This window comes from Pedobacter suwonensis, assembly GCF_044762335.1.
In the GTDB taxonomy this organism is placed as follows: domain Bacteria; phylum Bacteroidota; class Bacteroidia; order Sphingobacteriales; family Sphingobacteriaceae; genus Pedobacter.
The window spans coordinates 53,902-74,364 of the sequence record NZ_JBIWEB010000019.1 but is presented as its reverse complement, the minus strand read 5'-3'; the positions used below and the strand labels follow the sequence as shown (position 1 = coordinate 74,364).

The 20,463-nt window shown below is 40.2% G+C and carries 22 protein-coding genes and 1 riboswitch; of the genes, 10 read left to right on the top strand and 12 right to left on the bottom strand.

The window, feature by feature from the left end:
- Window positions 1-2: 2 nt before the first annotated feature.
- From ACIQXP_RS21410 to ACIQXP_RS21380, 7 genes are all read right to left on the bottom strand, one after another.
- Entirely contained in the window at window positions 3-1,394 is a 1,392-nt protein-coding gene (locus tag ACIQXP_RS21410) for a TolC family protein (RefSeq protein WP_269416457.1), read from the bottom strand.
- A gap of 1,010 nt (window positions 1,395-2,404) precedes the next feature.
- Window positions 2,405-3,736, bottom strand: a complete 1,332-nt coding sequence (locus ACIQXP_RS21405; protein WP_387507633.1) for a TIGR00341 family protein — start codon at window positions 3,734-3,736, stop codon at window positions 2,405-2,407.
- A 4-nt stretch (window positions 3,737-3,740) separates the two neighbouring features.
- Entirely contained in the window at window positions 3,741-5,075 is a 1,335-nt protein-coding gene (gene nhaA, locus ACIQXP_RS21400; RefSeq protein ID WP_387507630.1) for a Na+/H+ antiporter NhaA, read from the bottom strand.
- 712 nt (window positions 5,076-5,787) lie between these two features.
- A complete protein-coding gene (locus ACIQXP_RS21395; RefSeq protein WP_387507687.1) occupies window positions 5,788-5,925 on the bottom strand; it encodes a sigma factor-like helix-turn-helix DNA-binding protein in 138 nt (45 codons plus the stop codon).
- 12 nt (window positions 5,926-5,937) lie between these two features.
- Window positions 5,938-6,381, bottom strand: a complete 444-nt coding sequence (locus ACIQXP_RS21390; protein WP_387507628.1) for an RNA polymerase sigma factor — start codon at window positions 6,379-6,381, stop codon at window positions 5,938-5,940.
- A gap of 139 nt (window positions 6,382-6,520) precedes the next feature.
- The gene (locus tag ACIQXP_RS21385) at window positions 6,521-7,105 is read right to left on the bottom strand and encodes a fasciclin domain-containing protein (RefSeq protein ID WP_387507625.1); all 585 of its coding nucleotides are present in this window, start codon (window positions 7,103-7,105) and stop codon (window positions 6,521-6,523) included.
- Window positions 7,106-7,282: 177 nt separating this feature from the next.
- Window positions 7,283-7,777: a DoxX family membrane protein gene (locus ACIQXP_RS21380; RefSeq protein ID WP_387507622.1), complete on the bottom strand. Its 495-nt coding sequence runs from the start codon at window positions 7,775-7,777 to the stop codon at window positions 7,283-7,285.
- A 303-nt stretch (window positions 7,778-8,080) separates the two neighbouring features.
- On the opposite strand from ACIQXP_RS21380, the gene ACIQXP_RS21375 reads away from it, so the two are divergent.
- Window positions 8,081-8,446, top strand: coding sequence for a hypothetical protein (locus ACIQXP_RS21375; protein ID WP_387507619.1), 366 nt, complete (start codon window positions 8,081-8,083; stop codon window positions 8,444-8,446).
- Between the two features lie 71 nt (window positions 8,447-8,517).
- Here the strand turns inward: ACIQXP_RS21375 and ACIQXP_RS21370 are convergent, their stop codons facing one another.
- Window positions 8,518-8,904: a winged helix-turn-helix transcriptional regulator gene (locus ACIQXP_RS21370; RefSeq protein ID WP_387507616.1), complete on the bottom strand. Its 387-nt coding sequence runs from the start codon at window positions 8,902-8,904 to the stop codon at window positions 8,518-8,520.
- Between the two features lie 101 nt (window positions 8,905-9,005).
- On the opposite strand from ACIQXP_RS21370, the gene ACIQXP_RS21365 reads away from it, so the two are divergent.
- The gene (locus tag ACIQXP_RS21365; protein ID WP_387507613.1) at window positions 9,006-9,719 is read left to right on the top strand and encodes an SDR family oxidoreductase; all 714 of its coding nucleotides are present in this window, start codon (window positions 9,006-9,008) and stop codon (window positions 9,717-9,719) included.
- A gap of 1,037 nt (window positions 9,720-10,756) precedes the next feature.
- Here ACIQXP_RS21365 and ACIQXP_RS25190 read toward each other — a convergent pair.
- The gene (locus tag ACIQXP_RS25190; protein ID WP_008245450.1) at window positions 10,757-11,095 is read right to left on the bottom strand and encodes a four-helix bundle copper-binding protein; all 339 of its coding nucleotides are present in this window, start codon (window positions 11,093-11,095) and stop codon (window positions 10,757-10,759) included.
- Between the two features lie 227 nt (window positions 11,096-11,322).
- Window positions 11,323-11,391, top strand: a riboswitch (Fluoride riboswitch).
- Between the two features lie 42 nt (window positions 11,392-11,433).
- Between ACIQXP_RS25190 and ACIQXP_RS21355 the strand changes: the two genes are divergently transcribed.
- Genes ACIQXP_RS21355 through ACIQXP_RS21340 form a run of 4 tightly spaced genes read left to right on the top strand, consistent with a single transcriptional unit; the run spans window position 11,434 to window position 15,056 of the window.
- Complete coding sequence (locus ACIQXP_RS21355; RefSeq protein ID WP_124910972.1) at window positions 11,434-11,988, top strand: phosphatase PAP2 family protein; 555 nt, start codon at window positions 11,434-11,436, stop codon at window positions 11,986-11,988.
- A 4-nt stretch (window positions 11,989-11,992) separates the two neighbouring features.
- The gene (locus tag ACIQXP_RS21350; RefSeq protein WP_008245453.1) at window positions 11,993-12,406 is read left to right on the top strand and encodes an EamA family transporter; all 414 of its coding nucleotides are present in this window, start codon (window positions 11,993-11,995) and stop codon (window positions 12,404-12,406) included.
- 58 nt (window positions 12,407-12,464) lie between these two features.
- Window positions 12,465-13,745, top strand: a complete 1,281-nt coding sequence (gene eno, locus ACIQXP_RS21345) for a phosphopyruvate hydratase (RefSeq protein WP_008245454.1) — start codon at window positions 12,465-12,467, stop codon at window positions 13,743-13,745.
- A gap of 18 nt (window positions 13,746-13,763) precedes the next feature.
- Window positions 13,764-15,056: a voltage-gated chloride channel family protein gene (locus ACIQXP_RS21340; RefSeq protein ID WP_008245455.1), complete on the top strand. Its 1,293-nt coding sequence runs from the start codon at window positions 13,764-13,766 to the stop codon at window positions 15,054-15,056.
- Window positions 15,057-15,216: 160 nt separating this feature from the next.
- Here the strand turns inward: ACIQXP_RS21340 and ACIQXP_RS21335 are convergent, their stop codons facing one another.
- The 3 genes from ACIQXP_RS21335 to ACIQXP_RS21325 are packed head-to-tail and all read right to left on the bottom strand — an operon-like array spanning window position 15,217 to window position 17,045.
- The gene (locus tag ACIQXP_RS21335) at window positions 15,217-15,606 is read right to left on the bottom strand and encodes a YidH family protein (protein ID WP_008245456.1); all 390 of its coding nucleotides are present in this window, start codon (window positions 15,604-15,606) and stop codon (window positions 15,217-15,219) included.
- A 40-nt stretch (window positions 15,607-15,646) separates the two neighbouring features.
- Window positions 15,647-16,153: a hypothetical protein gene (locus ACIQXP_RS21330; protein WP_056095394.1), complete on the bottom strand. Its 507-nt coding sequence runs from the start codon at window positions 16,151-16,153 to the stop codon at window positions 15,647-15,649.
- Window positions 16,146-17,045 carry a LysR family transcriptional regulator gene (locus tag ACIQXP_RS21325; protein ID WP_056095397.1) on the bottom strand — a complete coding sequence of 300 codons (900 nt, stop codon included), beginning with the start codon at window positions 17,043-17,045 and terminating at the stop codon, window positions 16,146-16,148. Before ACIQXP_RS21325 ends, ACIQXP_RS21330 begins: the two co-directional genes overlap by 8 nt.
- Before the next feature lie 144 nt (window positions 17,046-17,189).
- Here ACIQXP_RS21325 and ACIQXP_RS21320 point away from each other — a divergent pair, with 144 nt between their 5' ends.
- The 4 genes from ACIQXP_RS21320 to ACIQXP_RS21305 are packed head-to-tail and all read left to right on the top strand — an operon-like array spanning window position 17,190 to window position 20,451.
- Window positions 17,190-18,275: a c-type cytochrome gene (locus ACIQXP_RS21320; RefSeq protein ID WP_082491480.1), complete on the top strand. Its 1,086-nt coding sequence runs from the start codon at window positions 17,190-17,192 to the stop codon at window positions 18,273-18,275.
- A 19-nt stretch (window positions 18,276-18,294) separates the two neighbouring features.
- Entirely contained in the window at window positions 18,295-18,750 is a 456-nt protein-coding gene (locus ACIQXP_RS21315; RefSeq protein ID WP_008245470.1) for a DsrE family protein, read from the top strand.
- A 19-nt stretch (window positions 18,751-18,769) separates the two neighbouring features.
- Complete coding sequence (locus tag ACIQXP_RS21310) at window positions 18,770-19,690, top strand: molybdate ABC transporter substrate-binding protein (protein WP_056870676.1); 921 nt, start codon at window positions 18,770-18,772, stop codon at window positions 19,688-19,690.
- A gap of 11 nt (window positions 19,691-19,701) precedes the next feature.
- On the top strand, window positions 19,702-20,451 hold the full coding sequence (locus ACIQXP_RS21305) for a substrate-binding domain-containing protein (protein ID WP_008245473.1): 750 nt from the start codon (window positions 19,702-19,704) through the stop codon (window positions 20,449-20,451).
- Window positions 20,452-20,463: the final 12 nt, after the last annotated feature.

The following is a 20,463-nucleotide window of genomic DNA, read 5'->3' as shown; positions in this document are numbered from 1 at the left end:
TATTATTTTAATGTGTTTAACAGTGAATCTACTTGGTTGGTGGCGATAGCCTTTTGAAAAAGCGCCCGGATGTACAGATATTTTGCGTTGACAAAATCGGTTTCTGCACGATAAAGGATGGTTAGGGCTGCATTGAGCTCAATGATGTCGGTCAGCCCGTTCTTGTAAAGCGAGAGCTTCTGGCGATACCCTGCGGCCGCTGCCTTTAGCTGGTTTGGTATTTCATCGAGTCTCTTATGCGCGGTACTGATCTCAAGTCCTGCTTGAAGGGCGGCATTTGATAACATTAACCTTTCCTGCTGTAGTTCCTTTAAGTAAAAATTGCTACTGGCCTTTTGGGTCCTAAACTTCAACTGACGCCTGCGCAGATCAAATAAGTTATAACTGATCCCTACGCCCACGAGGTAATTTTCCCGTTGCCATTCCAAGCCATTCGAGAGACTGTTGAAATTGTCATTGGCATCAATGCTTGATCCCCTTGACCAGGCAGCAGCTTGCAGGCTTACCTTTGGATTATAGGCTTTTTTGACCAGGTTTTCCTTCTCAACGCTGCTTAGATAATTGCTTTTGTAGAAATCAAGCAGCGGATGACTTGAACTGTCAGTCAGTTTTACCGATAGGTTTACCTCAAGCGATTTTAGCCGATCCAGGATCGTACTGTCAGCGACAATACTTTCCGGATTTAGCCCGCTGATTGCTGCAATGTCGAGCTGAACCTGTCTGTAGGTATTGTCCATTTCAATATAGTTCAACCTTGATTTGGAGAGTTCGGCCCCTGCGATACTGGTATCCACACCCGGACGCACACCGCTTCTGGCAAGGGATAAAATCGAACGGTTGATCTGCTCATTGCGACTGATATTGCTTGCTTGAATGGATAGCATGTCCTGAAGCTTTAGTAGACTCAGGTAATCATCAATAGCGATGGCCCTTGTCTGGTATCGGCGCTGGGCAAACTTGGATCGTTCAGCGACAAGTTCTGATTTGGCGACTGCATTCTGAGCTTTATAGGCACCAAAATTATAGACCTCCCAATCAAGGGAGACAATACCAAGATTAGTAAGTGTAGCCTTGGTAGTGCTTTCAGTCCTAACACCTCTGGAATTGGAGGGAACTATACCAAAGGCCATATAAGGTCCTGCCACGTTATTGTTTGAGCCCAGATCTGCCTGATAATTAAGCTTCAGATTTGGAAGGGCATTCGCCGCGGTCTCTCTTAACTGGGCGGCACGAATATCAACTGCTGCTGAATCAGCGGCCAGTGAAGGTGAAAAAGCGGTCACGTGATCGATCAGATCAACGATCCCGATGGGCTTTGGGGAGGTTTGGGCATGGCTTTCCAGCCCCATATATAAAAGTGGGAACAAACAGAAAATCTGTTTAATACGGATCATGTCTTTAAATTAAAATTTAAGGAAAAAGATTTGACGGACGTCTTGGACAGGAAACACGGTGATTAACCGGCCGTCGTCACTTCATCATATGAAGGACCTGTCAATAAAAGAAAATTGAGATAAATCTCAGATCCGAAAGACCTGGTTGGAAATATAAATTGGGACTGATCCGGCAATCCTGTATCTGATCTCAAGAAAATACCTGTTTAGGTTAGAGGCTAAAAGCGAAAGCCCCAAAAATAAGATGACGCCGATAAGAAAAGCTTCCAAAACAGGAAGCACGGTTTTCTTGCGTTCATCAAGGATACACTTAAATTGTCTGGTAATTTTTGAATCCTTTCCAAGCGGAGAAAAGCTACCTTTGTACTGCGCAGCTGATTTTATTCCCCGGGCGGACTCTAAAAGGGAGAGGTTGGATAAAAAAAAGATATTGCCCAAAGAGATAATCAGGTACAGCAAGACGACTCCAATTATAGAGCAATTTGGTACCTGCTTAACTTTCAAACCCTTCAATTTTAACAACCTAAATATATAGGCGCTAAAATCTGCATTAATCTAAAAAGATGAGAGGATAAACCGCAACAAAACCGTTACAAAATATCAACAAATATTAGGTTACGATATTTCTCACCCTACTTTCGATTGTCATCGAATAATTTCTTTTTCCTATACTGTCCCTCCATCTTGTTGTTCAAAACTTTATCAAAATTAACCACAGCTTCACAATGCTCAAAAAGGGTCGAACTTCCGCGGGTTGACCCTACTTAAGGAAACAACCTATACCAGTTGTTTCCTTTTTTTATGACCATAAGAATTTGTTAACCAAGTCATTACAACCTCACTTAAAGCAGTTCGATAATTAAGAAACTTTCTTGGATTATTTTGGCTTTCAGATTGAAAATCAAATATTAATGCAACTGAGAGGCTTTTTTCCAGTTCGACGTTTCCTTAAGGATATAAGGCAGTCAAGAAAAAATAAAAATCATCAAGGTTAAAAAGTGGTTTATCTATTATTCCAAAACGACTTTGAGCTTATCAGCCCTGAGCCTTGCCTTAAGCCATTTTCCCATCTTGGTTTTATCTGAATCCGACATCTTCCCTGTAAGTGTTGCAGTAAACTGAAGAATGGTATCTCTTTTAAGGGTATCGGTATTCATGAAGACGGTATTAGCTACACTATAACTTTTTATGGCTGGAAACAAACTCTTGATCTCTTCACGGATTTCTGGAATGCTGCTCTCGTCTTTGTTTCCCGTCACTACCTTTTTTGCCAGTGAATCCCGGTTGAACACATCCTCCATAATACTGGCTTTGATCTGCGAAAAATCCACATTTGCCCTGGCATCGAGCCCCTGGCGGATAATGAGCTTAGTACCCTGAAGTTTATAAACGGTTAGTTTTGAACGGATGCTGTCGACCGTTGGTTCGGAGAGTTCCGCACCAATCAATAGTAAATCGATTTCTCTTGAATTCCTTGAATACTTAAAACTCTTATTGACTACCTGGGTATTACTGAAATTAAACTCCTCACGAATGAATCGCTGCGCACTATTTTCAAAGATACTTTTCTGTACAATTCCGTAAGCTAGATAAATGCTTGGCAGGATGGTTACTAAAACGGTAATGAGAACATATCTCGACACCTTTTTCTCCGTATTTCTGTCCTCAAAATACTTTTTATTGAATTTAAGAAAGCGAACAATTAGGTAAGTGGAAATGCAAATGAACAGACTGTTGATAAAGAAAAGATAAATCGCTCCTGCAAAAAAAAGCAAGTTGCCCGAGGCGAGCCCAAATCCCGCTGTACAAAGCGGCGGCATCAGGGCAGTCGCAATGGCTACCCCAGGGATGACATTGCTTTTTTCTTTTCTGGTCACCGCGATTGCTCCTGCCAAACCGCCAACGAAAGCGATGAATACATCCCATATAGAAGGCGTTGTCCTGGCGAGTAGTTCACTTTGCGCATCATGCAGAGGCGTGATGTAAAAGTAAAGTGTTGAGGTAGCGATACTAATTATTGTCGCAATCAGCAGGTTCCTCCCGCCCTGGCGTACCAGTGCAAGGTCATTGGTACCGATGCCCAGTCCAATCCCAATGATCGGCCCCATGAGCGGCGAGATGAGCATCGCCCCTATGATTACCGCCGTCGAGTTTACATTCAGACCGATGGAAGCGATAAATATCGCAAAAATAAGCGTCCATAAACTTGGACCGACAAAAACCGTATTGGTCTTTATGGCCGTCACTACCTCTTCTTCATTGGCCTTATCCAAGTGCAGGTTGAACCTGCGCTGAAAAAATAATTTGATGTAAGCACCCAGGCCTGATTCGTGTTCTTTCATACAATTATTTTTTTAATTCAATATGATTTGGCGCAGTTCCTCTTAATACCAAAGTTCCCAGTATGCCTGCCAGAACAGAGGCAATCAGTATCCCATACTTTGCCTGTTCGACATATTGCGGATTTGAAAAGGCAAGGCCGCTAATAAAAAGCGACATGGTAAAGCCTATTCCGGCAAGCAGCGCAACCCCAATCATGTGTTTCCAGGTTCCGCCCTCAGGCAATTTGGCAATGCCCAGCTTAACCATTACAAAGCAAAACAGCAATATGCCGGTAAACTTGCCCAGCACAAGGCCCGCTGTCACCCCTATCGAAACCGGGTTAAGAATCGCCGAAAAAAAATCAGCACCAATGATTATTCCGGAATTGGCCAGAGCGAAAAGTGGCATAATCAGAAAGGCCACATAGGGATGTAGCGCATGCTCAATCTTCTGGAGCGGCGTTTCCGCAGCAAGACTGAGGTGCTTCACCTGTTGAATCGTACGGTGCTGGTCAGGCGTGGTCAGTGTACTATTGCTTGGAATCTCACGATCAAAATCATCTGTTAGTTTACGAAGGTTATTGGAATAGACCTGCTCATCAATTCTCGTCCTTGCCGGAATGGTAAAAGCAACCAGTACCCCCGCGAGGGTGGCGTGAACACCTGAGAGCAAAAACCCGATCCATACGGCAATGCCAATGATGAGGTAAAATGCACTGCTTCTAATCCCCATTGTGTTGCCAATAATCAGTACAAGCAAAAATATTCCGGCAATACCAAGTGCTACAAAGTTGACCTGCCCGGTATAAAAAAATGCGATCACCAGTACTGCGCCGAGGTCGTCCGCAACAGCCAGTGCCGATAGAAAAACTTTAATACTACCGGGAATGTGCTTACCCGCCATGGAAAGCAGAGCCAGTGCAAAAGCAATATCGGTGGCCATGGGAATACCCCAGCCATGGTCAGCACTCGTACCGCGGTTGATAAAAAAGTAGATGCCTGCAGGAACGAGCATTCCTCCCAATGCTGCAGTCATAGGTAGCAAGGCTTTGGAAAAGGTGGAAAGCTCACCCTCCATAAATTCGCGCTTGAGCTCCAGACCAATAACAAAAAAGAAAAGCGCCATAAGCCCATCATTTATCCATATATGTAGCGGCTTATCCAAAAGATGTTTCCCCATACCGACCATGAAATGTGTATCCCATAAATGATGATAGGATTCACCAAAAGCAGAATTCGCCCAAATGATCGCAAGAACAACGCTTATAAGTAAAACAATCCCGCTGGTATATTCCAGGTGAACAAAACGACTGACAGGGGCTATTATTTTTTCAATTGGGCTTTTCGGTAGGGAATTCATCACAGGAACTTTTTATACTATTACAAACTGCTAAAATACTTTTTTAGGCTGATTAAGCTGTTGCAAAAGACAATAAATCATCTCAGAAGATTTAAGTAAATTCTAACACACATTCTGACGCCAAACTCCTTTTCTTATGCGATCTATCTTGGACTTTTTAAGAACTTCATATGCGGAAATTGATTATCAATTTTGAAATAAACCTTTGATTATCTGACACACCCAACTTGAAAATTACCTCCCCATTATGGATGGCTGCACGCAACTTCTAAATTTAGAATAAAAAATAAACACCTGACTGTAAGTTATTTGCATAAAAATAAAGTTATCGGAATGATTTTGGCAAAATGATCGCAAATAGAGAACATGAAACGATCTTATAGTATTAACGAAAAAAGAAGTCTGCTGATCAGACTCGGTAAGGTCAAACCTTTCCATTACTTAGTAATTTTTTATGCAACAATCATCCTTATAGGAATCCCTATCCGTATGTTAAAAATTGATGCGCTGACAGTGATTTGTTCAATAATATCCCTAATTATGGTCATTATCGGATGTGCATTTTTTGCAGGCAGAAGAAAACTACCCCGATCACAGCCATGCGCAATAAAAAGATAGACTACAAATATAATTGTTAATCTATCAAAGACGAAGCCTGGTAGAAAAAGAGCAAAAAAAGATAGAGCGGCCTGGAATAATTTATCCCTGCTGACTAATTGGGTAAAGAAAAAAAACCTCTCAGAATTAATACAGCCTGCCTAATGGATGTTTTTACACTGCCAAGAGGCATATTTAATTCCTCAGCAATTTCAATGTGGGTATAGCCCTGATAGTAGCAGAGTTCGAGTATCGTTCGATGTCTCTAATTAAGTCCAAGCACAAGTTTTTTTAGGCCGATGGTATCCGTATTTACACTATGGCTAAAACTTTCCAGTTCAGAATGATGGCCATCAATTTCGACGGTAGACTTGCTCTGCTTGCTGGATTTCAATCTAAGATAATCAAAGGCCGTGTTTCTGGTAATATTGAGCATCCAGGTAAACAGTCTGGCTTTTTTATCATCATATAATGGTAAATATCTTTTGATTTTTAAAAATACTTCCTGTAATAAATCCTCTGCGGTTTCCTGTTGGTTTAGAATTTTCATCAATACACCCAAGAGGTTCGGCGCATACATTTCATAAAGTTGACTAAACGATCCTTCCTTGTTATCTAGTATGTTGCCCACTAATAGCTGCTCAGGTGTTTTGCGTTTTAATTGTAAACCTTTTTGATTCGAAGAATGAGTAAGTATAAATGCATGCATAGGCTTGTTTTGATTTGGTAACACTGTCCATGTCTCTTTGTTTTAGTTATTCCTTGGAGCTATGAATCATTTGTTCGGAAGCAAAATAGAAAAGCCACTCCATAGCTGAAGCGGCTTTTACTAAATCCTATTTATAAACCTATTTTGGCATTAATACAGTATCTACTACATGTATTACACCATTTTTCTGATTTACATCGGCAATGGTCACTGTGCTCATTCCACCTTTTTCATCTTTCAGAACCAGTTTTTTGCCTTCCATCCATGCCCAAAGCTTTCCTCCTTGAACAGTTACCAGTTCCGCTTTCCCATTTCCTTTTTTAATGGCAGCTGCAATTGCTTTGCTGTCCATTTTACCGGCAACAACGTGGTAAGTTAAAATTTTGGTTAAAGTAGCTTTGTTAGCCGGTTTAACTAAATTTTCTACAGTACCTTTTGGCAGTTTGTTGAAAGCTGCATTGGTTGGTGCAAACACTGTAAAAGGCCCTTTACCTTTTAAGGTTTCTACAAGACCTGCAGCCTTTACAGCTGCTACCAATGTAGTGTGGTCTTTTGAGTTTACAGCATTATCGATAATATCTTTTGTTGGATACATTTTAGCACCACCAACCATTTTGGTGCCATCCATTTTAGATCCAGACATTTTATCTTGTGCCTGTACTGTTGTATTTACTGAGAATGCGATAGCTACTAAGGCAAATGCAGTTAAAAGAATTTTTTTCATTGTATTTGTTTTTTGTATATATACATGTACGTAAATAAAGCGGGCCGTGGTTTTTGTCTTACGAATTAGCTTTTTGTTAAGCAATACTATTTCTTATACCCACCTACAGGACAGGCTGAATGTGTTTTATAGACTAATTTTTTAACTAAGTATACGGGTAAATCGACACTTATCCTTTTATTCTTTTGCTGATTTTTCTTCTGTTACAGGGCTTGTAATAATTTTACCACCCCTTAAAGTAGCACCAATTACAATGCCTGCCGATATGAGTACAAAGTTTTTAATAATGTATTGACCCAGTAAAGTGGGTACAAGCAAGGAATGGTTAAAGGTTTCAAGCGGAAAGAACAATAGGGGTAAGAAAGTACCCGCCATCTGTAAATAGAGTAAAATCAGGGTCAGCCTCAGCCAGGCTTTGGATATCAGCCCTAGCCCAATGATACATTCCCATATTGCCAGAACTGGCATAGATATTTCTGGCTTAACTAATCCAAAGGTTAGTTTTAATATGGTACGACCAGCAATCTCTTCCGCAGAACTTACTCCTGGAAAGAACTTAAGCATACCAAACCATATAAATATAATGCCCAGACATATCCGAAGAATATTCATGCCATTTCTTGCCTTCCAGGCTACAATTCTATTTTCTGTTAATGACTTGATTCCTAGCATTTCTATTTCTTTATTACAGTTTCATATACGTGTATTGACCACTGATAGTTTAGTCCCAAAAGTTGTTATTAATCAATTTTGATAAAACATATTTTAAAATGCAACAATGAAGTAGTTTTGGAAACAATCCATCTTTTTGTTGATCGAGCACGAACCCCAATTATTGAAACTACCTTATAAAGAATAACTTGATGGTAGCGGTGACAGATGGATACTGAAGCACGATATAATCAAATTAAGTATTGTATTCATACGCAGAGTTTGAAGACGACCTTAAGTATCAGTCTCAATTCAAAGTTTCCAATGTTTTTATTCTTTGGCGTTGAACACATTTGTTTTTGTAATGATGCTTACCGGCCAAGTCTGGGTATGAATGGCAAACATCCCGCGGCAGGAAAAAGCGTGGCAGCTATCTGGCCGGAAATATGGCTGAGTATTAAGCTACTCATCGATTTGGCGCTTTGTGGTGGAAAAGAGACCTGGAATGAAGATTTACTGCTTCCGATTTACCGCAACGGGAATGGAGGACGTCTACTTCTTCACTGGAAAAATTCCGGTAGGCAACCTGTACCCCAATTTCTCTTTAAGTTATTCGGAATAATCAAATCTTGCGATCCCATCTTCTTTCATTGGCAGCAAAGGGATTACCCAAAAACTGTAAAGCTATAAACTTATAAGACCCAGTTGCGGGCCGTCAATTGGTGGCGCATAACGGTTTAGGTATTTGCATTTGTTTTTTTTCAATTCCATTCCGTCTTCACTTTTTCACGATGTAATAGTCCCCACTCTCTCAATGCCACAATTACCGCACCAAGCGAATTTGTATATTCTGTTAGTTCGTATTCGATGCCAACAGGTTTCGTGTCATAAACGCGTCGGGTTATAAAACCGTTTAATTCTAATTCTCTTAATTCGTGTGAAAGCACTTTTCCAGAAATTTTACTCATTGTCCTTTGAATCTCACCAAAATGCTTGTTGCCTTCAAGCATTGCAACCAAAATTGGAATCCTCCATTTTCCACCTAATACATATAATGCATCTTGTATTGGGCCTAATGAGGATTTGCATTCCGTAAGATTAGGAAATAGCTCGACAGATTCCTTTAGTTGTTTTGTTATCTCAATCATAAGGTTAATTACTTAAAGGTAACTAGTTACATTCGGGTAACTAGTTACATTTTGTAAGCAATTTAGATATTTTTGGGATACTAAAAATAAAAAGTAAGTAAATGGGAAAAACTATTGTAATAATTGGTGCTGGTCCAGGTGTTGGATTTGCTGTGGCACAACGTTTTGGGAAAGAAGGCTATAACGTAGCTCTTTTGGCAAGAAGTGAAGAAAAATTAGATAATTTGGTTAAACAGCTTGAAGCACAAGAAATTTCGGTTGCTTCGTTTTATGCTGATGTTTTGGATAGAAATTCTTTAAAAGCTGCTTTGTCTGCTGTAAAAAAACACTTTGGTTCTATTGATGTTATTGAGTTTAGCCCAACTCCTTCAATGGAAACCATGCGTACGCCAAGAAATATTGATGTTGAAAATGCAGCATTCCATTTAGATTTTCAATTGTTAAGCGCAATTACTGTGGTTCAAGCGGTGCTGCCTGATATGCTATCTAAAAAAGAGGGAAGTTTGTTATTTACAACTGCTTCGTCTGCACAAAAACCAACTTCTATGACGGCAAGTTTCGGAATTGCTGCTGGTGCTTTGTTAAATTATATCCGTGTGCTGAACAACGATTTGTCAGCAGAAAATATTTTTGCAGGGATTGTATCAATTGGTGGGTTGGTATATAATACCAGCGAACCCGATCAAGAATTATTAAAACATTTCCCTCAAGGAATGCCTGCTATTTCATCAAGAGAGGTTGCGGAAACACATTGGAAAATGCACTCTGAAAAGAAAGAAAACGAAATGATACTCGGAAAAACTTTTTCGTTTTAAGTGTCTCTCATGGAACATATCAAATGGCTTCATTTTGAGTTCGAAAATTGTCCAGTAACCTACCTTTAAATTTTAAAATGATTCGCAACTTTAGCCAATTCCTGCAAATCAGGCAAGAAAAAGTTCGAAATTTGCCCAGTAAGGGCTACCAAGACGGCAAAAAGCCTTGAAGTTCGAACCTTTTATTTGAAAGGAGCTCAAATTCAAGGCTTTTTCTTTTTATGATGGTTTCTCAAGAAAATCAAAAAATATTTATAAACGCTTAATTTACTGAAAATCAAGCGATTGTTCGTTCGATTCTGCTCGGGTTAAACCAACCGGCGAAAGTTGTTTTAGGCACTGATTTACAGATGTTTATGGTTCGAACTAATAAATCGCTATGTTCGCTTTCCTTGATTTTCTTCCTCAAAATGATCTTCAACGATTATCTCTGAAAACCTTTTTAATGTTCTAATTAGCTCATTTACCTCCGCGTCAGAAAAATGTTTGAACAGAGGTAATCCTTAACTTCCTTAATCGTTATATCAGTTAAGCGACTGAAATTTAGGTAATCTAGATTTTCAATACTATATCTAGAATTGAGTCCATAGAAAACAGCTTAATAAATAGATAATTGAATTATGGTTGCGGAATCGATTCAAGTACATCCTTCACGAATTAATGATCTGGCAAAAGACTTCTCACAATTAAAGTCAATCGAAAATGAAATAAAAATTAAATGTTATTTCATCCAATACTAATAAGCTTGCATTTAACCCTCATTTTCATACAATTCGAATTATCAAAAACTCATCATCAAAAACTAAAATTCTGATTTGAATAATGGAATGAGTTTATGAGAATAACGTAAAAAAAACCCATTGTTTTTAAAGGATATAGAAAGGACATACCCCAAAACAAATTCAAACCTTGCTGACTATCAAAAAAGGAAGGAATAATGAAAATAAAATGAATGGAATAAATTTGCCTATTTATAAAAATGAAAGGGCAACTAGAATGCTGCCCTTAATCAATTAATGCTCACGGTGATTGGCATCTTAAGCAGCTACTCCTGTCATTCTTCTGCATTCTTCCGCACAAGCCTTACAAGCATCTGCACATTCCTGACAATGCTGGGTATGATGATTACTACACTCATCTCCGCATTGCTGGCAAATATCTGCGCAAATACGGCAAATGTCTTGAGCAAAAGAGCTACCCATACTCATCAATTGAGCGGCAGAGTAGCAGATGGCTGCACATTGCATATCAAGCTCAATACACCGCGCCATCATTTTCACGTCTTCTTCCTGAGTGCATGAACTTGCACAATGATTGCAAATTGAAGCACACTTTAAGCATGCATCAATACAGTTTTTCCATTCATGGTATCCCATAACTTTAATTTTTTAGGGTTATAAAAAAAATTCCTATATAGATAACATGTTTATTTCCAGGCGGTTTCATTTTGTTTAAGAAAAGCTTTAATCCCGTGATATGATGCTTGTTTAAACGGTAGAAGAATAAGAAACTGGTTCTCGTATTCAAATAAGGAGGAATAGTGATAAATTAAATTCTCAACACCTACTTTAAGATTTTGCACATCATTTTATTAGTATTATATTTGCAATACGGAAATGGTGTCCTTCCGATTCAACCGCTTTTTTCAAAAGCTGATGGCGCCTACAATAGAAATTCCAGCAGGTAATAAAATCTGCCGGTCAAAGTATTGTAGGTGAAAAAATTAAAAATAAATTCTCAACTCTTATTGCTGGCAGCTATCTTAATTGCGCTTGTCTTACTTTGTCTGTCTGCCAAAGTGAGATCAGTGTTAGCAATGGTCCTGCCGGTTGAAACTGAATGGTTCTTGTGGATAAATCAGCACCATAATGCATTCTGGGATACGATCATGTACTGGGCCAGTGATAAGCGTTTTTGGCTTCCTTTTTATGCCTTCATTATTTATTGCCTCTTCCAGAATTTCTGCAAAAAAATTTGGCAGGTTCTTATTACCATTGCGCTACTAGTTGCTAGTGCAGATCAGATTGCTTCAGGACTGATTAAAAACACCGTTAAGCGTCTACGCCCTTCCCATGAACCGAATCTAACTACGATCATTCATTTAAGTAAAGCAGGTGCGGGTGGGATGTATGGATGGCCATCCGCTCTTTCATCACCTATCTTCAAAAGCATTCTTTCCGCTGGTTCGGCATTTACCGGATCATTGCCGGAGCAACGGTTCTTGTACTCATTTACTTTGGAATTATTCAATAACGGAAAATTAACATAAAACTATGTGGTGGATCTACGCGCTATTATCAGCTTTCTTTGCTTCCCTTACGGCCATCTTTGCAAAAGTCGGCGTAACCAATGTCAATTCTGATTTGGCTACTGCCATACGAACGGTGGTAATACTGATTGTAGCCTGGGGGATCGTAATGGCCAGAGGCGAACTTAAAGGAATTACGGAACTGTCAAAGCATAACCTGCTATTTCTTTTTTTATCTGGCCTTGCCACCGGCTTGTCCTGGATATTCTACTACAAGGCTTTGCAGATCGGGAAAGTGTCCCAGGTCGCCCCTGTTGATAAGTTGAGTGTTGCCCTAACTATTATACTTGCAATGGTGTTCCTGAAAGAAGCTCTTACCCTGAAAGTATTCTTTGGTGCCCTACTGATCATTGGGGGAACACTGGTTTTGATCTTTTGAGAAACTCAATTATTTGTAAGCAACCGAAATACTAAAAATCAATATAAAACAAAAAACTATGAAATTAACTAAAATTCATGCCCGTGAAATTTTGGATTCCAGGGGCAATCCGACAGTAGAAGTAGAAGTCACTCTTAACGGAACAACAGCAAGGGGTATTTCTCCATCCGGGGCAAGTACGGGTGAAAAAGAAGCCGTAGAGCTTAGAGATGGTGATCCAGAGCGCTATAATGGTAAAGGCGTGGAAAAAGCAGTAAAAGGGATTAACGTCGAAGTCGGCAAATCAGTCACCGGCTTATCCTTTGAGGGTCAGCAGGCCTTCGATGATCATATAATTGGTCTGGATGGAACCGAGAATAAATCAAGGCTCGGCGCAAATGCGATGCTTGCGGCCTCAATCGCCTTCGCCCGGGCTTCGGCCGTTGCAAAAGGGATTCCCTTGTATAGGCAGCTAGTGGAAAGGGAAGGTTACGTAATGCCCGTACCGTGCATGAATGTCATTAATGGGGGAAGGCATTCTGATAACAACATCGATTTTCAGGAATTTATGATTGCCCCTCATAACGCCCCCTCGTTTAAGGAAAGTATCCGTATGGGCGAAGCTGTTTTTCATTCCTTGAGAAGTCTGCTAAAAGCGAAAGGCTATTATACCGGAGTTGGTGACGAAGGTGGGTTTGCGCCAAATCTGAGTTCTAATGAGGAAGCCGTCCAAATCATCATGGAAGCGATACATATTGCCGGTTTTGCTCCAGGCAAGGATATTTCCCTTTGTCTTGACCCAGCGACCAGCGAAATGTGGAATAATGGAAAATATGAATTTTATAAAAGTTCTAAAGAACGGATCACAACAGATGAAATGATTGGCTTTTGGGAAGGATGGTTAAAAGAGTACCCAATTATCCTGTTGGAAGACGGGTTGGGCGAAAACGATTGGGAGGGATGGAAAAAGCTGACCAGCCTTTTGGGAGACAAAGTGGAATTGGTTGGAGATGATATATTCTGCACCAACCCGAGTATTATCCAGCAGGGAATCGACCAGGGCATTGCAAACAGCGTACTGATTAAATTGAACCAGATCGGTACAGTTTCCGAAACGCTAAAGGCCGTAGAACTAGCCCAAAAAAACGGTTACAATTGCTTTATTTCTCACCGCAGTGGTGAAACTGAAGACACGACAATTGCGGATCTGGTTGTCGCTACCGGTGCGGGGCACATCAAAACAGGAAGTGGCTGCCGCTCTGAAAGGGTATCTAAATTTAACCAGTTGCTTCGGATAGAAGAAGAACTTGGTGATAGGGCATCATTTGCAGGAATCAATACTTTTTATAAAAAATTATAAATCAGCCGCTAACCTACAATGAAACATAATAAATTTTTATTTGAACACCTTTCGGTTTTTAAATATGCGGTTCGATGGACGCTGCTTATACTTCCTGTTGCCATTGCAATAGGAAGTATGGTTGCCTTGTTCCTTTGGCTGCTAGGCTGGGCCATTCACTTTCGCTTTCAGCATACCTGTCTCATTTTTCTGCTACCTTTAGCAGGTATTGTGATCCACCTGATTTATCAGTCAGTTGGTAGGTCCTCAGAAAAAGGAAATAACCTGATCATGGATGAAATCCATAGGCCGGGTGGTGGAGTGCCCAGGCAGATGGCGCCAGTAATCTTAATAACTACAGTGATTACCCATTTGTTTGGCGGATCGGCTGGAAGAGAGGGAACCGCGGTACAAATCGGAGGAAGCATCGCAGGAATGTTTAGCCGCTGGTTTAAGCTAAATGAGGTAGACACCAAGATGCTCCTTACCGCGGGAATTGCAGCCGGGTTTGGGGCGGTGTTCGGAACACCGCTCACCGGTGCCATATTTGCAATGGAAGTTCTGGCCATTGGAAGAATAGAGTACAAGGCTTTACTTCCCGCATTAATTGCCAGCGTGCTTGGTGATCTTACTGTCTCTGCCTGGGGCATCCATCATACCGCTTATCACATCGATCTCATAGAGAAAAGTGCCTACTTTCTATCTGAATACCTGCCGGTAAACCTACTCCTGCTTAGTAAGGTTATTCTAGCATCCACATTGTTTGGTCTGGCCAGCTACCTGTTTGCTGTAATGGTGCATGAGATCAAGGCCTTTTTTTCTAAAGTATGTAAGATCCAGTGGCTTATTCCTGTTATCGGTGGTCTGATTATTATAGGCTTGACTTACGCCATCGGGAAACCGGATTACTTAAGTTTGGGCGTGGATAGCGAATACCAAGGAGCCGTTACAATTCCCTCTGCTTTTCAGCCTGGTGGAGCAGATACTTGGAGCTGGTTATGGAAGACCATTTACACAACTTTAACATTAGGAACTGGATTTAAAGGTGGTGAGGTAACGCCTTTGTTTTATATTGGCGCAACATTAGGCAATGCACTTTCGACCTTATTAAATGCTCCAGTTAGTTTGTTTGCTGCCCTTGGATTTATTGCTGTTTTTGCTGGTGCAACGAATACACCCCTTGCCTGTACGATTATGGGTATAGAACTTTTTGGTAGTGAATACACCATGTTTTTTGCGGTAGCCTGTTTTACAGCCTATTTTTTCAGTGGCCATTCAGGTATATATTCTTCACAGCGTATTGCGGTACCCAAAATATTTACGGGAACATAAAATATTGACTTATCCTGTTCCTGTGGATTATCATAAAGAGGTGAAATTTTTATAAGATCCTTGACCAATGCAATCAGCAATTTATATCAAAAAACAACGCTATATCGACCGCTTTCCTTCCTCTCTTTTCTAAAGCATCAAGTACAGATGATTTAACTGCCTATGTTGTTTTAATAAGGTAGAGCAGTAAAAGTATACTAGCTATGAAAACTAAAGCGGTTAAAACTTTAACAAAAAGTGTTGAATGGTAATACACCCCCTGATTCAATTGTTCTTTCGTTGAATTATATCTTAAGTAAGAACAAATGATAGTAATTGCTCCCAGGGCAACTAGAAAAATCCCGATAATGCGGGAATCTCCGGTTTGGTGCAGGGGCACTTTACTCCCCAGTGCGGCACTGATCTGCTTGATAAATAGCGAGAATTTCATCACCACGAAGCCAAATCCCATGATACCAATACTGGTTCTGATCCAGGCCAAAAATGTTCTTTCATTAGCCAAATGGTCTCCTGCATGCTGTTTGGTGTTTTCCTGATCTTGAATTTTCATCTTGTTCTGTATCGGTATATTACAGCAATATATTTGCATGTTATGTCAATATCGATGCCAGTTTGGAGATGATAACCCTGGTATCCCGGATGCAAGTAAGCCTGTTTGATTCAGTGCCGGCAGGATAGCAGGTAACTGCAATTTCTTCGATAAACGATAAGCCTGATAGGTCAATAGATTCTTTAACCTCTTGTTCAATGCTTTTCATTAGGATCATGATTAATCGGGGTTGATATGTTCTGATTTTATGAGCTAATTGCTCTATTCCCCCCTGCCTCTGGTTTTTTCTGATTTTAACTGACGATTTATCAATAGGTGTACAAGTTAGATGTTCCAAAAAGCATCCCGTGCCTTTAAAGAACTGCAAAAAATCTTCTACAGATTTAAAATCGCCAAATACCTCACTAAATGCAAGATAAATTGTTCGAAACAGATTAGTATTTCCCAGGTAAAAATGTTTATCGTCACCTCCAGGAGCTTCAGAAACAAAGAGCAGCAGCACTTTAGCTGGCTGATATTGCCTCGAAATTTCGGTAACACTATACATTATAGTTGTAGCTTTTAGCGAAGCGCATAAATAGTTCCGCCAGAGCGTCCTGCTGACCATGAAGCTGAATGAAATGAAACGGCCTTTCGATAACCATATCCTTGATATCTATGATGCGGCATTCATTATTCTTGAGCTCTTTCAATATGGAGTGGATAGATAAAAAAGCCAGGCATTTGCTGTGAATCAAATAGGATTTAATGCTTTCGGTACTACCTAACTGCATTTCTATATTTAAGTCCCCCACCTTTATCTGGTGTGCTTTTAAAGCATATGCAATAACATCTAGTGTACCAGAACCAGGTTCACGAAGTAATAAATCATAATCCTTCAACTCATTCGGTTTGATCATTTCCTTTTTCATGGCATAATTGTGACCAGAACACACCAGCACCAGCTCGTCTTTTAGATATTGTTCGTATTTAATCTGTGGGTTCCGGGAGATGCCTTCAATGATTCCAAAATCTATTTCCTTAGCAATCAAACGCTGCTCTACATCTTCTGTGTTTCCGGTAACCAGTTGAATTTGTATATCCTTAAACTTATTGTGAAACTGTGCCAATACAGGTGGAATGATATATTGTGCCACAGTACTGCTGGCACCAATCCTCAATATTCCTTTATGCTGTTTAGTAAGTAGATTCATATCATATTCCAGTTCCCGGTAAGTTCCAAAAATCTGTTCTGCGTAATGCAACAATAATTCGCCGGCTGGGGTGAGGCTGATTTTTTTGTTTCCACTGCGTTCAAATAATGACATTTTGAACTCCTGCTCTAATTCTTTAATGTGTTTGGTTACAGCAGGCTGACTGATAAATAACTCTGCCGAGGCCTTTGTAAAATTCAGCCTTTTAGCGACAGCATAAAATACTTGCAAACGGAAATCTATCATACACGGTTTTAGTAGATAACCTAAGATACAAACAATTTGTTTCAACGGGTACTGACATCATAACCTTACGTTATCATCAATAACTTTTTATGCTTTTTCTGATGAGTAGAATAAATGCACATTTGTAACAGAAAAATATTGGTTATGAATAAGGAATCAACAGAAAAAGAAATCAGACAAGCACTTATATATACAGCCAGGACAACGGCTATCATTGCGTTTCTATTTGTTGCTTGTGGAACCATTTTCATCTGCACTTTATTTTTTAATGGGCAGCCAGATGTAGTGACAGCAAAAACCAAACAGGATGTGGAAACCGGTATAGCTGCTGTTAACGTCAAAAGCCAGGTTGTACCTGCTGATGCCTGGAAAGCGCCTGATGAAAATACGATTCCTGCGGACACCAAGTACGGCCAGATGATCAGGTATGGCAAAGAATTAATAGCACATACGAGCAAATATTTTGGGCCAAATGGATCCATAGCCCGTATTACAAATGGTATGAATTGTCAGAATTGTCACCTCGAGGGTGGAACCAAACTGTTCGGAAATAATTATGCTGGTTTTATTTCCAGTTTTCCTAAAATGAGTGGCAGATCAGGAAAGGTTGAACCTGCATCGGCACGTATTGCAGAGTGCTTCAATCGAAGTCTTGCAGGCAAAGTACCAGACGAATCTAGTAAAGAGATACAGGCAATGCTGGCTTATATGAAATGGCTTGGAACAGGTGTAAAAAAAGGGGAGAAAGTGTTTGGAACGGGAACCGAAAAATTAAAATTCCTGGATAGGGCAGCGAATGTCAAACATGGAGCGATTTTATATACCAGTAAATGTCAAAGTTGTCATGGTGCAAATGGTGAGGGAATACTCGATGAAGACAAACTAACTTATGTTTATCCGCCATTATGGGGCAAACACAGCTACAATGATGGCGCAGGGATGTATAGACTCAGTAACTTTGCGGGGTTCGTAAAGAACAATATGCCATATGGTGCCAGATATGGAGATGCGCAGTTAAGTGATGAGGAGGCCTGGGATCTCGCTGCTTTTGTGAACTCACAGCCAAGACCACATAAAGATCAGGGAAAAGATTACCCTGATTTGTTAAAAAAACCTTTTGATGCGCCATACGGACCATATGCCGACAAATTTTCTGAAAATCAACATAAGTATGGTCCATTTGCACCAATTGTAACCTCCGAAAAACAAGTAAAACTAACAACTAAATAAATCATCAAAATCTAAAATCATGAAAAAAATAACCTTAATCTGTACATTATTTTTGCTGATCGCAGCAACCTCGGCCACTTTTGCCCAAGCTACACCTGCTAATTTTACAGGGGCAAAAGCCACCCTGAAAAATTATAAGGCACTGTATGTAATCAATAACGGTGATGAGAAAAAGATTGCAGGAACACTTCGAAACCTAAAAAATGCACTCGACGATCCCAGGTTAAAAGGGAAAATCAATGCAGAACTTATTGCCTTTGGAGATGGCGTAGCTGTTTACCAGAAGAACGGATCTTTTGAAAAAACATTGTTAGAACTGCAATCCAGAGGAGTAATTCTTGCACAATGTGAAAATACCGTCAGAGAAAGGAAAATCGAAAAAAATACCTTATTTGATTTTATCAGTTATGTACCCAGCGGCAATGGTGAAATCATCATCCGTCAATATCAGGGATGGGCAGTTGTACATCCTTAAACCAAATAATTAGAAAATCATGAAATATATAAATCACACCTTTTTAGCCACAGTTGCATTTTTATTGCTTTGTGGAAATGTTAAGGCCCAGGATCATCGCTTTGATCCGCCCTGGAATACTCCACCTGAAAGTAAAGTTCAGTTCACAGTACCTGGAGTAGACAATGTGCCTGATCTTTTTGGAGACATTAATGATCCCCAACTGGTGGTTTTCTTTGCCGGTAACCAGTTTATGTGCATTGACGAATTAATTGCAGCCTTTAAAAAGTCATATCCACATTATCAGCGGGTATTTGCCGAAACGCTTCCCCCAGGCATTTTAGCCCAACAAATAAAAACCGGTAGCATTGTGGTGGGCAACATGAGAATTACCTTAAAGCCGGATGTTTATACAGCTGGTAAGAACCGGATAGACATGACCCCTGAATGGTTTAGCAAAACGACTTTATATGCTAGAAACAGGTTGGCAATCATGGTCCAAAAGGGAAATCCGAAGGCATTGAAGTCACTCAAAGATTTAGCAAATAAAGAGCTGAGGATCAGTATGCCCAATCCAGAGAATGAAGGGATCGGTAAACGTATTGAAGAAGCCTATGTGAAAGCTGGAGGGGAAACATTAAAATCTACCATCATGGAAGATAAAGTTAAAGATAAGACTACTTATCTTACCATGATCCATCATCGCCAATCACCAATGAGGATCCTATACAACGAAAGTGACGCCGCTCCAGTATGGTATACTGAGGCCTACTATCAGAAAATGATTGGCCATCCTGTTGAGCTCATTGAAATTCCTGAAAAAGAGAATATCCATGCGCAATATATAGCGGGACAGTTAAAAGATGCGCCACATCCGGCCGCTGCAAAAGATTTTATGGATTTTTTGATCAGTCCGCAGGCTGCTGCCATCTACAAAAAGTTTGGTTTTGATTTACCTTAAACATAAACACAATGAAAAATATATTTTTAACCATATTGTCAGTCGTTGCTGTAGTGACCATTGGGAATGCACAAATCCCAAACGATACTTTATATGTCTATGGTCCCGGTGGGCCGCTCGGACCGATCAATGAATGTGCGAAGGTTTTTGGAAAGCAGCATGATATCGTAATTAAAGTCACTGCCGGGCCAGATAATGAATGGATGCCGGATGCAATGAAACATGCAGATCTGTTCTTTGGAGGAGCAGAATACATGCTTTCAAAATTCATGTCTGACCACCCAAACATGATAGTGGCGAACTCTCGGACAGAGTTATATAAACGTGCGGCAGCGATCCTGGTACGGCCCGGCAATCCTAAAAACATCAAAAATCTGGGCGATCTCTGTAAACCAGGTGTGAAAATTCTTGATGTGAATGGGGCTGGGCAAATGGGGCTTTGGGAAGATTTGGCAGGTCGACAAGATCTGATTGCAAACATACAGCAGCGTATAGCAGGTACATTTGCAAATTCGGCATTGGGTATTGCTGCATGGAAAAATGATCCTCAATATGATGCCTGGATAACATTTGGCTCCTGGCATAACCGTTTACCAGACCTCACCTCAATGGTTAGGATTCCTGTTACACAAACAGTCTATAGAGGTACACCTGTAGTGAGGGGTAGCACTGGTACGCATAAGTCGGAAACTGAGGATTTTATCAAGTTTATGCAATCCGATAAAGGACATCTCATTTTCAAAAAATGGGGTTGGGAATAAATAATGTCTAAA

What these genes read in the sequence shown, in the direction of transcription:
- ACIQXP_RS21390 (WP_387507628.1), bottom strand. Translation starts at nt 6,381, where the DNA reads ATGCATGCATTTATACTTACTCATTCTTCGAATCAAAAAGGTTTACAA.
- eno (WP_008245454.1), top strand. Translation starts at nt 12,465, where the DNA reads ATGAAATTAACTAAAATTCATGCCCGTGAAATTTTGGATTCCAGGGGC.
- ACIQXP_RS21350 (WP_008245453.1), top strand. Translation starts at nt 11,993, where the DNA reads ATGTGGTGGATCTACGCGCTATTATCAGCTTTCTTTGCTTCCCTTACG.
- nhaA (WP_387507630.1), bottom strand. Translation starts at nt 5,075, where the DNA reads ATGAATTCCCTACCGAAAAGCCCAATTGAAAAAATAATAGCCCCTGTC.
- ACIQXP_RS21310 (WP_056870676.1), top strand. Translation starts at nt 18,770, where the DNA reads ATGAAATATATAAATCACACCTTTTTAGCCACAGTTGCATTTTTATTG.
- ACIQXP_RS21315 (WP_008245470.1), top strand. Translation starts at nt 18,295, where the DNA reads ATGAAAAAAATAACCTTAATCTGTACATTATTTTTGCTGATCGCAGCA.
- ACIQXP_RS21405 (WP_387507633.1), bottom strand. Translation starts at nt 3,736, where the DNA reads ATGAAAGAACACGAATCAGGCCTGGGTGCTTACATCAAATTATTTTTT.
- ACIQXP_RS21370 (WP_387507616.1), bottom strand. Translation starts at nt 8,904, where the DNA reads ATGATTGAGATAACAAAACAACTAAAGGAATCTGTCGAGCTATTTCCT.
- ACIQXP_RS21385 (WP_387507625.1), bottom strand. Translation starts at nt 7,105, where the DNA reads ATGAAAAAAATTCTTTTAACTGCATTTGCCTTAGTAGCTATCGCATTC.
- ACIQXP_RS25190 (WP_008245450.1), bottom strand. Translation starts at nt 11,095, where the DNA reads ATGGGATACCATGAATGGAAAAACTGTATTGATGCATGCTTAAAGTGT.
- ACIQXP_RS21320 (WP_082491480.1), top strand. Translation starts at nt 17,190, where the DNA reads ATGAATAAGGAATCAACAGAAAAAGAAATCAGACAAGCACTTATATAT.
- ACIQXP_RS21380 (WP_387507622.1), bottom strand. Translation starts at nt 7,777, where the DNA reads ATGCTAGGAATCAAGTCATTAACAGAAAATAGAATTGTAGCCTGGAAG.
- ACIQXP_RS21330 (WP_056095394.1), bottom strand. Translation starts at nt 16,153, where the DNA reads ATGTATAGTGTTACCGAAATTTCGAGGCAATATCAGCCAGCTAAAGTG.
- ACIQXP_RS21305 (WP_008245473.1), top strand. Translation starts at nt 19,702, where the DNA reads ATGAAAAATATATTTTTAACCATATTGTCAGTCGTTGCTGTAGTGACC.
- ACIQXP_RS21365 (WP_387507613.1), top strand. Translation starts at nt 9,006, where the DNA reads ATGGGAAAAACTATTGTAATAATTGGTGCTGGTCCAGGTGTTGGATTT.
- ACIQXP_RS21335 (WP_008245456.1), bottom strand. Translation starts at nt 15,606, where the DNA reads ATGAAAATTCAAGATCAGGAAAACACCAAACAGCATGCAGGAGACCAT.
- ACIQXP_RS21375 (WP_387507619.1), top strand. Translation starts at nt 8,081, where the DNA reads ATGTTTTTATTCTTTGGCGTTGAACACATTTGTTTTTGTAATGATGCT.
- ACIQXP_RS21410 (WP_269416457.1), bottom strand. Translation starts at nt 1,394, where the DNA reads ATGATCCGTATTAAACAGATTTTCTGTTTGTTCCCACTTTTATATATG.
- ACIQXP_RS21325 (WP_056095397.1), bottom strand. Translation starts at nt 17,045, where the DNA reads ATGATAGATTTCCGTTTGCAAGTATTTTATGCTGTCGCTAAAAGGCTG.
- ACIQXP_RS21340 (WP_008245455.1), top strand. Translation starts at nt 13,764, where the DNA reads ATGAAACATAATAAATTTTTATTTGAACACCTTTCGGTTTTTAAATAT.